At 68.1% G+C, this 12018-nt stretch carries 12 protein-coding genes, 1 tRNA gene and 1 pseudogene; 12 read left to right on the forward strand and 2 right to left on the reverse strand.

Features of this window, described 5'->3' with window-relative positions; all coding sequences use genetic code 11:
• Positions 1-285: 285 nt before the first annotated feature.
• A complete protein-coding gene (locus tag Q8S40_RS09065; protein ID WP_305670123.1) occupies positions 286-1311 on the reverse strand; it encodes a hypothetical protein in 1026 nt (341 codons plus the stop codon).
• Between the two features lie 213 nt (positions 1312-1524).
• Between Q8S40_RS09065 and Q8S40_RS09070 the strand changes: the two genes are divergently transcribed.
• The 4 genes from Q8S40_RS09070 to Q8S40_RS09085 all read left to right on the forward strand — a co-directional run bounded on the left by Q8S40_RS09070 (position 1525) and on the right by Q8S40_RS09085 (position 4967).
• Positions 1525-2100, forward strand: coding sequence for a recombinase family protein (locus tag Q8S40_RS09070; protein WP_305670124.1), 576 nt, complete (start codon positions 1525-1527; stop codon positions 2098-2100).
• Between the two features lie 25 nt (positions 2101-2125).
• Positions 2126-2536, forward strand: a complete 411-nt coding sequence (locus Q8S40_RS09075) for a hypothetical protein (protein WP_305670125.1) — start codon at positions 2126-2128, stop codon at positions 2534-2536.
• A 2-nt stretch (positions 2537-2538) separates the two neighbouring features.
• Positions 2539-3042: a hypothetical protein gene (locus tag Q8S40_RS09080; protein WP_305670126.1), complete on the forward strand. Its 504-nt coding sequence runs from the start codon at positions 2539-2541 to the stop codon at positions 3040-3042.
• A gap of 476 nt (positions 3043-3518) precedes the next feature.
• The gene (locus Q8S40_RS09085; RefSeq protein WP_305670127.1) at positions 3519-4967 is read left to right on the forward strand and encodes an integrase arm-type DNA-binding domain-containing protein; all 1449 of its coding nucleotides are present in this window, start codon (positions 3519-3521) and stop codon (positions 4965-4967) included.
• Between the two features lie 26 nt (positions 4968-4993).
• Here Q8S40_RS09085 and Q8S40_RS09090 read toward each other — a convergent pair.
• Positions 4994-5068: transfer RNA gene (locus Q8S40_RS09090), tRNA-Gly, on the reverse strand.
• Positions 5069-5366: 298 nt separating this feature from the next.
• Here Q8S40_RS09090 and metZ point away from each other — a divergent pair.
• The 8 genes and pseudogenes from metZ to Q8S40_RS09130 form a co-directional block, all read left to right on the forward strand.
• Positions 5367-6557: pseudogene (gene metZ, locus Q8S40_RS09095) on the forward strand (O-succinylhomoserine sulfhydrylase); the annotation flags it as partial.
• Between the two features lie 218 nt (positions 6558-6775).
• Positions 6776-7384, forward strand: coding sequence for a LysE family translocator (locus Q8S40_RS09100; protein WP_304813638.1), 609 nt, complete (start codon positions 6776-6778; stop codon positions 7382-7384).
• A gap of 67 nt (positions 7385-7451) precedes the next feature.
• Positions 7452-9026 (forward strand): GMC family oxidoreductase, encoded by a 1575-nt coding sequence (locus Q8S40_RS09105; protein ID WP_305670129.1) that lies wholly within the window; start codon positions 7452-7454, stop codon positions 9024-9026.
• A 45-nt stretch (positions 9027-9071) separates the two neighbouring features.
• The gene (apaG, locus tag Q8S40_RS09110) at positions 9072-9485 is read left to right on the forward strand and encodes a Co2+/Mg2+ efflux protein ApaG (RefSeq protein WP_305670130.1); all 414 of its coding nucleotides are present in this window, start codon (positions 9072-9074) and stop codon (positions 9483-9485) included.
• Positions 9485-10006, forward strand: coding sequence for a prolyl-tRNA synthetase associated domain-containing protein (locus tag Q8S40_RS09115; protein ID WP_305670131.1), 522 nt, complete (start codon positions 9485-9487; stop codon positions 10004-10006). Before apaG ends, Q8S40_RS09115 begins: the two co-directional genes overlap by 1 nt.
• Before the next feature lie 71 nt (positions 10007-10077).
• Positions 10078-11031: a co-chaperone YbbN gene (locus Q8S40_RS09120; protein ID WP_304813633.1), complete on the forward strand. Its 954-nt coding sequence runs from the start codon at positions 10078-10080 to the stop codon at positions 11029-11031.
• An 83-nt stretch (positions 11032-11114) separates the two neighbouring features.
• The gene (locus tag Q8S40_RS09125; protein WP_304813631.1) at positions 11115-11774 is read left to right on the forward strand and encodes an LON peptidase substrate-binding domain-containing protein; all 660 of its coding nucleotides are present in this window, start codon (positions 11115-11117) and stop codon (positions 11772-11774) included.
• A 33-nt stretch (positions 11775-11807) separates the two neighbouring features.
• A complete protein-coding gene (locus tag Q8S40_RS09130; protein ID WP_168046290.1) occupies positions 11808-12005 on the forward strand; it encodes a Trm112 family protein in 198 nt (65 codons plus the stop codon).
• The last annotated feature ends 13 nt before the right edge of the window (positions 12006-12018 follow it).

Raw genomic sequence — 12018 nt, forward strand, 5'->3', positions numbered from 1 at the left:
CTATCGGCCGCCCGCCCCGGAAGCGGTGTTGCCCTGGCCAACTGACCCCGCCTACGCTCCGCTCCGGCGGGGCCAGACGGCCAGGCCAGAACATGGGCCAAGTCTCTCATAGCCCGTGGATCCCCGATCAGGGGCAGGTCACGCCGCCCTTCTCCTCCGGAACCATCCCGCTTCCCCGCTCGATACCGGCGGAGGCTGGCTCTGGCGTGCGCCGTGCGCCTTGATGCGGCTATTGCCGATCTTTATCAGCTTGTCTGCGCTCGGGAGTCTCCCGATGTGGCATACCTATCCCCAGTCATCGCCCAGCGCGGCAAGGGCAGCATCCAGATCGCCGCACAGGTCCTCGGCGTGGCTTGCCAGCGCGACCAACGCGTCGGACGGGATCCTGCTGACCAGCGCGATGCCCGCCGCCGAGAGCCGCCGATGAAGCGCCTTTTCGGCGGTTGGCGAGAGCGGGCGGCTGCCGATCCCTGTGGCCTCCACAACCGACCAGACGCCGGGTGCTACGCCGCGAAGTTCGACCAACATTGGCAGAAGGGGTTCGGTGCTTGCGAGATAGACCGACACTCCGTTTAGCAGCCGCATCCAATGATCGGCGCCTCGGTGAAGCGGCGTCGCGACGCAGAGTCCCCATCGGCGACCGAGGTCGCGGAGGTCACCAACGGTGTTGACCCGACGCATGCCTTCCGGGATCGTGACCTGCACATCAGGCGAGGGCAGATGGTCGAGGACCCCGAGGATGCGCCGGAGGACTCCTCGAACGTTGACGCTGCGACCAAGGTCGTCGATGGGGGCACCGACACCATACGCGCGAAGAAGGTGAAGCAGGGCGCCGATGGAACGAGCGACGGTAGGATCTGCAATCAGCGCATGTGGCAACCTCTGGATCGCTGGGTCCATGACGGCAAGGTCGTCGATCCAGTCGAGGAGGCGGTGATCAATTGTGGCGCCGTCATCGAACAGGACGCGGGAGAACGGGCCGAGACTGGAGGCATGCAGACGCCGGTAGAACACGGAATCCTGCACGCGATCAGGGGCTCGGTCGAGCGTCCGGTAGAGCTTCGCAGGCACGTTGCGCATGACATCCTGTAGGATGGCTCGGGGCGCCTCGGTGAGAATACGCTCCGCGCTATCGGTATCCCGGTCTTCGCCGACACGGTGCAGGAGGGCGCCGTAGACATGCAGTGCTCTTCTGGGCGCACACATGACAACGCGCGCCAGTTCGGGGCGGGCGTTGATCTGGTGTGCGACGCGGTGAGCGAGCGGGCCGAGCGAGAGCAGGCCCGGAGCTTGCTCTCTGGGGACATCCAACAGCCGAGGCATCCTTTTTCGATACACCGGATTTTTTGTTTGTCTACCGAGAACACGCTCTGGCCCGGCACCATCCCCCAGAACCGTTCGTTTTCCGGATGATGGGGTTCATCGGTCAGAAACGTCCTCCCGAAATCTTCGGAGCTATCTCGAAACTTGTCCCGAAACATGGCCTCCGATTACACCCCTGTTTGACGAGTATCGGGGGGTCGGATGCTTCTGGGTTATGCGCGGGTCAGCACGGATGGGCAGGACCATGCCCTTCAGTTGGACGCCCTGAACCGGGCGGGGTGCGAGCGGGTCTTCATTGAGACTGCTCCGGGTGCTCGGGCTGACCGTCCTGAGCTTGCCCGGTTGCTCGAACAAGCCCGGGCCGGTGACACCATCGTCTGCTGGCGGCTGGACCGGCTGGGTCGCAGCCTCAAGCATCTGCTGGACCTGTCGGAGCAGCTTCAGGTCCGCGGCATCGGCCTGAAGTCGCTGACGGAAGCCATCGACACAACCACGCCGGCTGGGCGGCTGATGTTCTCGGTCCTCGGGGCTCTGTCGGCGATGGAGCGCGAAGTGTTGCAGGAGCGGACCCGAGCGGGACTGGCTGCGGCGGCGGCTCGGGGCCGGCGCGGCGGCCGTCCGCCATCCATGGACGACGCTAAGGTGCGCGCTGCTCGTGCCATGCTTGCGAGTGGCACCATGACAGCGGGTGAAGTGGCGATGCAGATTGGGGTCAGTCCTTCGACGTTGTATAGGCATGTCCCCGGTGGCCGAGCGGCGGCCGCAGAGGCGGCGTGATGGGCGACGATGCAGAGGGTGCTGCATGAGCGGCCCTTCGTTCTTCGACACCTTCCGCGGCTGGCACTCGGTTCGCGGCCCGTCCTTGCCGATTCCGCTCCAAGGCTTCGACGAATTCAACGGGTGCATCCGGCTGCGGTGCGGCGACATCAGGATCCTTGAGGTGCAGGTCCGCGACGACTGCACCATTACCGTCGTTCTGGTCACGACGACGGAGGGGTTCCCCATGGGAACCCTCAAGCAGATCCGGATGTCGAACCCCGATGGCGCAACCGCGGCATGTGAACAGCTTGAACGCTGGATCAGCGACGAACTGGCCCACGCGACTGCGATCGCGATGACCGGACGTCGAGGTCCCGGCGACGCTCAGGCGGTCCTGCTCCGTGCCGATGATCCGATCGACGACTACCGACTGGCAGTCGCCCTGCGCGACTGACCATGTCCACTGATGATGAGTTCTGGGGCTGCTTCCACCGGTGGCTCGCTAGTGCGGCCTTGTGTGTGTCTCTGTCCATCGTGGAGCAGGACGAGACTTCGATGCTGCTACGGTTTGGCGGGATCGAGGTCGTCGAGGTCTGGGTGCACAGCGGCTCCATCACCGTCGCAGGCATGGCCGATGGGGAATGCGTCGACCTGCTGGGATGCTGGGAGGCGTATCCGGAGTGTGTGCCTGCCGGCATTGTCTGCATGATGTGCGATCCCTCCTCACGGATCGTGTACCCCAATGCTGAGGCGCTCTGGCGGGAGCACCTGTTCGCGCTGTTTGAAAAGTGGATGCTGGAGGAACTGGCTCCGGCGACCCGTCTCGGAATCGGTGGTGATGATGGGTTCAGTTGGGCCGCGCTCCTCCGCGACGACGACGACCGCGGCTATCAGAGGACCCTCCCGCTCTGGCTGGCCTCGGGCATGCCGGGCAGCCCGGGCGGGATTCAGGATGGATAAATAGGTGGGACGGCCAGCGATGTGCTGGTCGCGATGGAGTCCCGCCCATGCGACTTTGCGAAATCAAGGCCCCCCAGAGCCACCCCTTTCTGGCCACCCTATGCGTGACCCCCGAGCGCTTCGACGAACTCGATTTTCTGATCGATGGCGACTGCGATGCGCGACTTCTGTGGATCCAGAATGATGAGCCTCAGGTTCATCAATTCTACGTTGCCTGTCGGTCTGACGAAGTCCGAGGCAACTTTGAAGCGCGCTGGGGGTAGCGGGATCCATCCCCGGCGCCTTGGCCCTGCTGCCGGCCTTACAGCCAACAGCAGGGCTACTCGTGACTGCAACCATCGTCAACCTCGATTCTCAGTACGAGGTTTCGACAGAAGGTTTTTCGGACGCGCCCATGACATCGTGGCCGCATGACTCCGCAACCCGCCGCTGCACCAATCCACCTACATCTCGATCAGCACATCGCGCATTAGAACGTGCGCGTTGTCATCAACGAGGCGGTCATCGCCGATCTCCGGCGCCAACCCAGCACCAAGACTCGCGACGTCTGGGACATCACGGTGCGCGGCCTCGTGCTGCGCATCCTGCCGTCAGGTCTCGCGTCATGGGCCGTCCGCGCATGGACGGCTGAGGGCAAGCGGACCTCGATCAAGATCGGCGAGCACCCGGTCATCAAGATCACCGATGCGCGCAAGCTCGCGCTGATCCAGCTTGGGGAAGTTCAGAAAGGTGCTGACCCCGTCGAGGCACGGCGTGCAGCGCGGCGGGCTCGTCTGGAAGCACGTCGCGCAGCGGGATCGGCGCTCACCGTCGAGCAGGCGATGATCCAATGGCAGCGGGCGCGCGTCTCTGCGCCGGACAGCCCATGGTCGCAGAACTACGCCTACCGGATCGAGAGCGCCCTCCGCGCCCACATCCCGACCTCGCTCCGGAAACAACCGCTGGCGGTCATCAGGCGCGACGGATGGACGAAGCTGCTGTCCGAGGTCGCGCAGGAAAAGCCCGGCTCCGGGGCGTTCCTCTACACCATCATCTCGTCATTCCTCAGCTACGCCGATGCGATGGGATGGATCGAGGGCCATCCACTCCCCCGGCGTGGTCGCGCATTCATCGCCCCGCACGTCCCCGCCCGAACCCGCGTGCTGGAGGATGCGGAGTGGCTCGCGGTCTGGCGGGCCGCCGAGGCGGAGCCGGTCAAGCTGCGCGTATTCATGCGCCTCTTGCTGCTGACCGCGTGCCGGGTGTCCGAAGTCGCCGACATGGCAGTCGGCGAGGTGGTGGCGAGCGGCAGCATTTGGGTCATCCCGGCATCCCGGACCAAGAACGGCAGGGAGCACGTCGTGCCCCTCGGGCCTCTCGCGCAGCAGGAACTCCAACTCGTCTGGCCCGCCGATACCCGAAATCATGGCGACTACTGGATGCTCCTCGGCAGGTCGCCGACCCACGGATTTGTCGGGAACGGCAAGCTCATCAAGCGGCTGTTCGAGACCTCCAAGACGGCCAACTGGACATGGCACGACCTCCGCCGCACGGCTCGGACTGGGATGACCTATCTCGAGGTGTCTGAGGCCGCCGCCGAGGCGGCGCTCAATCACATCACCGGAAAAAGCAAGCTGGTGGCGATCTATGACCACAGCGGGCCATCAACCTCGGGGATCGCCGCCCTCCGGACGTGGCAGGGCTACGTGGCCGACGTCGTCGAAGAGCGCCGCAAGCCCGGCGAGGCTGAGACCAGCTACCGGGAAAGCCTGCCCGAAGACCTGCGTTGGAGATCGAGGCCGAAGTTCGTCCCCCGCCCGAAGGCCAAGCCGGGGCGGGGCGCATCACGGCGAACCGAAACGGGGACGCCCCTCGACTCCGCCACGACTCCCAAGCCCCGGAAACGGGGCCGAAAATCGTCGGTCAGCCGCGCCGAGTCGGAGTGAAAATCCAGCATTGAGAATGGCATGATTGGAGCGGGCGGGGGGAATCGAACCCCCGACATTCAGCTTGGGAAGCTGACGTTCTACCTCTGAACTACGCCCGCAGCCCCACCTCTATATCCGGCCCCGCCCCAACCCCGCAAGCGGCGCCGCGCTGCTCAGGCGCTGCTTGACCGCCGCGACCCCCGCCCCTAATCCCTCCCCAGGCGCGCAAGCGCCCCTCGCGATTTGTCCGGCCTGATTGCGGCGAGGTTCCGGTGTACCGGGCGGAGGACCAAGGTCCTCTGAAAACAAGCGCGCTAAAGGGTCGCGGGGTCCGCCCATGCGCGGTCCTGTTGCCCCGGAAGGGGGCCGGACGTCCTGTGGTCGCAGCCATCCTGCTGCAGCTTTTAGGTGTCCCTCATGGCCAGAACCCTGCCCGACCGCCCGCTCCGCCCCGCCACGCTGCTGGTCCGCGGTGGGCAGATGCGGTCCAACCACGATGAGACGTCGGAGGCGCTCTACCTCACCTCCGGCTTCGTCTATGAAAGCGCCGGCCAGGCGGAGGATACCTTCCTCGGCACCACCCAGCACTACCAGTACTCGCGCTTCGGCAACCCCACCGTCACCATGCTGGAAGACCGGATGGCGGCGCTGGAAGGGGCGGAGGCCTGCCGCCTGACCGCCACCGGCATGGCCGCGGTGCATGCCGCGATGCTGTCGCACCTGAAGACCGGGGACCGCGTCGTCGCATCCCGCGCGCTGTTCGGGTCCTGCCACTGGATCGTCTCCACCCTGCTGCCGCGCTACGGCATCACCACGACCTTTGTGGATGGCGGCAACCTCGAGGAATGGAAGGCGGCGTTCGAGACGCCGGCTACCCTCGTGCTGCTCGAGACACCCTCCAACCCGATGCTGGACCTGGTGGACCTCGCCGCGGTCTGTGACCTGGCGCATGCGGCCGGCGCGCTGGTGGTGGTGGACAACGTCTTCGCCACGCCGCTGCTGCAGAAGCCGATGGATTTCGGCGCGGATGTCGTCGTCTATTCGCTGACCAAGCACATGGATGGCCAGGGCCGCGTGCTCGGTGGCGCCGTGCTGGGCAAGAAGAAGTGGGTGGATGAGGTGCTGCAGCCCTTCATCCGCAACACCGGCCCCTCGATCAGCCCGTTCAACGCCTGGGTCATCCTGAAGGGGCTGGAGACGCTGCATCTGCGCCTGCCGGCCATGTGCCGCGCCGCCGCCGCCATCGCCGATTTCCTGGCGGAGCGGGTGGAGATCGCGCGCGTCCTGTATCCCTTCCGCATCGACCATCCGCAGCAGGCGCTGGCCAAGGCGCAGATGGCCGCCGGGGGCACGCTGGTGACCTTCGACGTGAAGGGCGGCAAGGAGGAAGCCTTCCGCCTGCTCGATGCGCTGAAGCTGATCGACGTCTCGAACAACCTCGGCGATGCGAAGTCGCTGGTCACGCACCCGGCCACCACCACGCATATGCGCATCGGCGCGGAGGAACGTGCCAAGCTCGGCATCACCGACGGCACCATCCGCCTGTCCGTGGGGCTGGAGGATGTGGCGGACCTGATCGCGGATCTGTCCGAAGCGCTGGACGCCATCGCCCCGGCGCCGAAGCCCACCAGGCGCGCCAAGGTGGTGATCGAGACGCCGCCCGCTGCCCCCGCCGCGATGGAAGCCGCGCCGGCCCCGGCGCCGGCGCGTGCGCCGAAGAAGGCGGCCAAGCCGAAGCCGCAGGCGGATGCGACGCTGTTCGAGATGGCGGGCGACCTGCCGGAAGCGCCCGGCCGGAAGAAGTAGCCCACGGGGAGAAGGCCGCGATGGACCTCAACATCTGGCTGGCCTTCTGCGCCGCGGCCATCGTCATGCTGTTGATCCCCGGCCCGACCATCCTGCTGGTGATCGGCCAGAGCCTCGGCGGCGGCACGCGCACCGCGCTGCCGCTGGTGGCGGGCGTGGCGCTGGGCGACCTGACGGCGATGACACTGTCGCTGGCCGGGCTGGGTGCCATTCTCGCCACCTCCGCCACGCTGTTCACCGCGCTGAAATGGGTTGGCGCGGCGTATCTGGTGTGGCTGGGTGTGAAGCTGTGGCGCGCGCCGGTGGAACCCGGCGCGGCGCCGCCGCTGGCGGGCGGGCGGGCGCTGCGCCAGGCCTGGCTGGTCACGGCGCTGAACCCGAAGGGCATCGTCTTCTTCGTGGCCTTCGTGCCGCAATTCATCGACCCGGCGAGGCCCTTCGCGCTCCAGGCGGTGGTGCTGGTCGCCACCTTCGTGACGCTGGCCGCGGCCAATGCGGCGATCTATGCGGCGCTGGCCGGGCGGCTTTCCGGCGCGGTGCGGCGGCCTGCCGTGCGGCGGGCGCTGAACCGGGTGGGTGGCGGCGTGCTGGTGGGGGCCGGGCTTGCGGTGGCGCTGCGGCGCGGCTGAGCCGCCCCTCGCCAACCTCGCCGAAAGCTGATTGCCTGCGCCACCGGGTCAGTGGGGCGCTTGCAGCATGTATGACGTGATCGTGGTCGGTGCCGGCTCCGCCGGTGCGCCGCTGGCGGCCCGGCTGTCGGAGGACGGCCATCGCCGCGTGCTGCTGCTGGAGGCCGGGCGGGATTGGCGCGCGGCGGAGGCGCCGGCCGCGCTCCGCAGCGCCAACATCATCCCCTTCATGCACGACCCGGCGCATCAGGCCGAATGGCAATGGCCCGGGCTGATGACGCGCCGCACCAAGGCGCAGGCGCCGCGATTCTATTGGCGCGGCAAGGCCATGGGCGGGTCCTCCACCGTCAATGCGCAGATCGCCATCCGCGGCGTCCCGGCTGCCTTCGACGCCTGGGCGGAATCCGGCTGTGAGGGCTGGTCGGCGGCCGATGTGTTGCCGATCTTCGATGCGATCGAGGATGACGCCGATACCGGCACCGCGCCCGGCATCCGCCAGGGCGGCCCGCTGCCCGTCTTCCGCATGCCGCTCGACCGATGGGGCGCGGTGGATCTCGGCCTGCGCGATGCGGCACTCGCCGCCGGCTACCACTGGAAACCCGACCTCAACGCGCCGCAGGGGGAGGGCATTTCCTGCAACCCGATCAACCTGCGGGGCGGCCAGCGCGTCACCACCAATGACGGCTATCTGGAGCCCGCCCGCGGCCGCGCGAACCTGACCATTCGCGGCGAGGCGCTGGTCGATCGCGTGCTGGTCCAGGGCCGCCGCGCCACCGGCGTGCGCGTGCGCTTCGGCGGCGGCGCGTGGGAGGAGATCGCGGGGCGGGAGGTGGTGCTGTGCGCGGGGGCCATCCACAGCCCTTCCATCCTGATGCGCTCCGGCATCGGGCCGACGGCGGCGCTGGCGGGCCTTGGCATCCCGGTGGTGCAGGACCTGCCCTGGGTCGGCCAGAACCTGATGGACCACCCCATCCTGCGCGCTACCCTGGCGCTCAGGCCGGAACACCGCGCGCAGGGCGCCGATGCCCGCCACACCAATTGCTGCCTGACCTACAGCAGCGGCATGGGCGGCGAGCGCGACATGATCATGATCGCCTACAACCATCGCGGCCTGACCACGGATGGCAGCCCGGCGGAGGGCGGCGCGGTGGGCCTCGCGCTGTATGACGCCTTCTCCCGCGGCACGCTCGCCCTGACCTCCGCCGATCCGGAGGCGCAGCCGGTGGTGGAGGAGAACATGCTGGACGACCCGCGCGACCGCGCCCGGCTGCGCGACGGCGTGCGCCGCCTGGCGCGCCTCACCGCCCTGGCGCCGCTATCCGGCCTGGCGGAGACCATCACCTTCGGCGAGACGGCGCTGCCCATGGCCGAAGCCGCCGCCCTGCCGGATGAGGCGCTGGATGCCATCATGCTGGCCGAGGCGGCGGACATCCAGCACGCCGCCGGCACCTGCCGCATGACGGCGCATGAGGAACCGCGCGGCGTGGTGGACCCGGATCTGCGGGTGCGTGGCATTGCGGGCCTGCGCGTGGCGGACGCCTCCATCATGCCCACTGATTGCCGCGCCAACCTGCACTTCACCTGCGTGATGATCGGGGAGGCGCTGGCGCGGCGCATGCGTGCGGCCTCGCCCCCCGGTTGACGCAGGCGCGATCCGGCCGACAATGAATGGCCGGGGAGTACCGCAATGGCCAAGGCCGATGAGTTCAGCGAAACCACCCGCGGCATCCGTGTGACGGTCCGCAGCTTCTACCTGGAGGATCAATCGGAACCGGCGCGTGGCCATTTCGTCTGGGCCTACCGCATCGCCATCCAGAATGAGGGGACGGAGACGGTGCAGCTTCTGAAACGAAGCTGGCACATCACCGATGCCCAGGGGCGCAGCCAGCAGGTGCATGGCGAGGGCGTGGTGGGCGAACAGCCGGTGCTCCAGCCGGGGGAGCGCTTCGAATACACCTCCGGCACCCCGCTCCACACGCCATCCGGCTTCATGACCGGCACCTACCACATGGTCGTGACGGAGACGCGGGAGCCGTTCGACGTGGCGGTGCCCGCCTTCAGCCTGGACAGTCCGCACCAGCCGGCCAGCCGGCTGCACTGATGTCCAAGGCGGCGATGGAGACTCCACAGGGGCTGCTGGCGCGGCTCGCCGCGCTGGGGATCGAGGCGCGCACGGTCACCCACCCGCCGGTCTTTACGGTCGCCGAAAGCAAGGCGCTGCGCCCGGACCTGCCCGGCGGGCATGTGAAGAACCTGTTCCTGAAGCCGGAGAAGGCCGCCGGGCCCTTCCTGCTGGCCTCGATCGAGGAAGACCGGCCGGTGAAGGTCAACGCCCTGGTCCGCGCGCTCGGCCTGCCCCGCAGCGGCTTCGCGGATGCCGAGGCGCTGTGGGCGCAGCTCGGGGTGGAGCCGGGCTCCGTCACCCCCTTCGGCCTGGTCAATGCCGCCCCCGGCGCAATTCGGGCGGTGTTCGACCGGGCGCTGATGCAGGACCATGGCTGGGTCAACATCCACCCGCTGACCAACACCATGACCACCGCCATCCGCCCTGAAGACCTGCTGCGCTTCCTGCGCGCGCTCGGCCATGCGCCGGAACTGGTCGAGCTACCCAATCCGGCGTGATCCGGCGTCAAGCGCTTGCTTCGCGCGCTCTGTCGCGCATCTATGCGCGCAAGCGAGAGGAATTGCCTGCCATGGAACTGATCTTCGACCCGACCCGCCAGGCCGCGCCCGGCGGCGCCCTGCCCAACGGCACCCCAGACCCGGTGAAGGATGGCGACCAGCGCACCTTCATGGCCGATGTCATCGAGGCCAGCCGCGAAACGCCGGTCCTGGTCGATTTCTGGGCCACCTGGTGCGGCCCCTGCAAGACGCTGACGCCCACGCTGGAGAAGGTGGTGCGCGCCGCCGGCGGCCGGGTGAAGCTGGTCAAGATCGACATCGACAAGAACAAGCAGCTGGTCGCGCAGCTGGCCCAGATGGGCCTGCCGCTGCAGTCGGTTCCCACCGTGGTGGGCTTCGTGCAGGGCCAGATCGCGGATCTGTTCCAGGGCGCCCTGCCGGAAGGCGAGGTGAAGAAGTTCATCGAAACCCTGTTGAAGGCCGGCGGCGGCCAGCTGCCCGGCGCCGACCTGCTGGCGGAAGCCAAGGCGCTGGTCGAGGCCGGTGACCAGGCCGGCGCGGTGGAGCTGTTTGCCGCCCTGGCCCAGGCCGAGCCGGAAAACCCCGAGGCGATGGCCGGCCTGGTCCGCTGCCTGATGGCATTGGGTGAGGAGGAACAGGCGCAGGAGGTGCTGGACCAGGTGCCGGAGAAGATCGCCGGCCATGCCGAGATCGCCTCCGTCCGCAGCCAGCTCCAGCTCGCCCGCGAAGGCCGCGAGGCGCGGGAGAAGCTGGGCGAGTTCGAACGCCGCCTGGAAGTGGACCCGGACGACCACGCCGCGCGCATCGACCTCGCCGTCGCGCTGAACGCCATGGAAAAGCGGGCGGAGGCGGTGGACGCGCTGATGGTCACCATCAAGCGCGATCGCGCCTGGAACGACGAAGCCGCGCGCAAGCAATTGCTGAAGTTCTTCGAGGCCTGGGGATTCGACGACCCCGCCACCCTTGCGGGACGCCGGAAGCTCTCCACCCTTCTGTTTCGCTAAGTCGCCTCGGCACGGGCCATCGCCGCGCGGGGGAAACAGGGTTCATCGCGCGGCCGGACCGCGCGATGGCTGAAACGGAGCAAATGTCCGCCTTCCATCCCGCCTTCGACGCCCTGCCGTCGGAGATCCCGATCTTCCCGCTGGCGGGCGCGCTGATGCTGCCCGGCGGCCGCCTGCCGCTGAACATCTTCGAACCGCGCTATCTGGCGATGACGGAAGATGCGCTGGCGGGCGGCCGCTTCCTCGGCATGGTGCAGCCCGATCCGGGCCTGCCGCGGACCGAGCTCGGCAGCCAGACCTACCAGGTGGGCTGCCTCGGCCGCCTGACCTCCTTCGCAGAGACGGAGGATGGCCGCTTCCTGATCACGCTGACCGGCATCATCCGCTACCGCATCCTGGAGGAGGTCGGGCTGCGCCGTGGCTACCGCCGCGCGCGGGTCGAATATGGCGATTACGCGCCGGACCTGATGCTGGGCGGCCCGGCGCCGCAGATCGATCGCGGCGCGCTGCTGGCGGCACTGCGCATCTACTTCAAGGCGCGCGGGATCGAGGCGAACTGGGAGGCGGTGGAGGGCACCGACGACGCCATGCTGGTCACCACGCTCTCCATGCTGTGCCCCTTCGAGGTCGCGGAGAAACAGGCGCTGCTGGAATCACGTTCCACCGAGACGCGGGCGGAGATGCTGGTGGCGCTGATGCAGATGGGCAGCCACGGCATGGCGCCCGAGGGCCGGCCGAGCTAAATCCATCCTCACCCTGTTTCTGGAGTTGATGCGATGACGGCCTCCGAGCCGAGCGCAGGCGCGGTGGACCCGCGGCTGCTGGAAATCCTCGTCTGCCCCGTCACCAAGGGCCCGCTGCGCTATGACCGCGAAGCCGGGGAACTGGTGAGCGAGAAGGCGGGCCTCGCCTATCCCGTCCGCGACGGCATTCCCATCATGCTGCCGGACGAGGCCCGCAAGCTGCCGGTTTGAACGCGAACGGCCT

This window comes from Falsiroseomonas sp. (genome assembly GCF_030695085.1).
Taxonomy (GTDB): domain Bacteria; phylum Pseudomonadota; class Alphaproteobacteria; order Acetobacterales; family Acetobacteraceae; genus Falsiroseomonas.

Bases quoted from the DNA above. Each gene is read 5' to 3' on its own strand.
- Q8S40_RS09070 (WP_305670124.1), top strand. From the start codon at position 1,525: ATGCTTCTGGGTTATGCGCGGGTCAGCACGGATGGGCAGGACCATGCC.
- Q8S40_RS09075 (WP_305670125.1), top strand. From the start codon at position 2,126: ATGAGCGGCCCTTCGTTCTTCGACACCTTCCGCGGCTGGCACTCGGTT.
- Q8S40_RS09080 (WP_305670126.1), top strand. From the start codon at position 2,539: ATGTCCACTGATGATGAGTTCTGGGGCTGCTTCCACCGGTGGCTCGCT.
- Q8S40_RS09100 (WP_304813638.1), top strand. From the start codon at position 6,776: ATGGACCTCAACATCTGGCTGGCCTTCTGCGCCGCGGCCATCGTCATG.
- Q8S40_RS09105 (WP_305670129.1), top strand. From the start codon at position 7,452: ATGTATGACGTGATCGTGGTCGGTGCCGGCTCCGCCGGTGCGCCGCTG.
- apaG (WP_305670130.1), top strand. From the start codon at position 9,072: ATGGCCAAGGCCGATGAGTTCAGCGAAACCACCCGCGGCATCCGTGTG.
- Q8S40_RS09115 (WP_305670131.1), top strand. From the start codon at position 9,485: ATGTCCAAGGCGGCGATGGAGACTCCACAGGGGCTGCTGGCGCGGCTC.
- Q8S40_RS09120 (WP_304813633.1), top strand. From the start codon at position 10,078: ATGGAACTGATCTTCGACCCGACCCGCCAGGCCGCGCCCGGCGGCGCC.
- Q8S40_RS09125 (WP_304813631.1), top strand. From the start codon at position 11,115: ATGTCCGCCTTCCATCCCGCCTTCGACGCCCTGCCGTCGGAGATCCCG.
- Q8S40_RS09130 (WP_168046290.1), top strand. From the start codon at position 11,808: ATGACGGCCTCCGAGCCGAGCGCAGGCGCGGTGGACCCGCGGCTGCTG.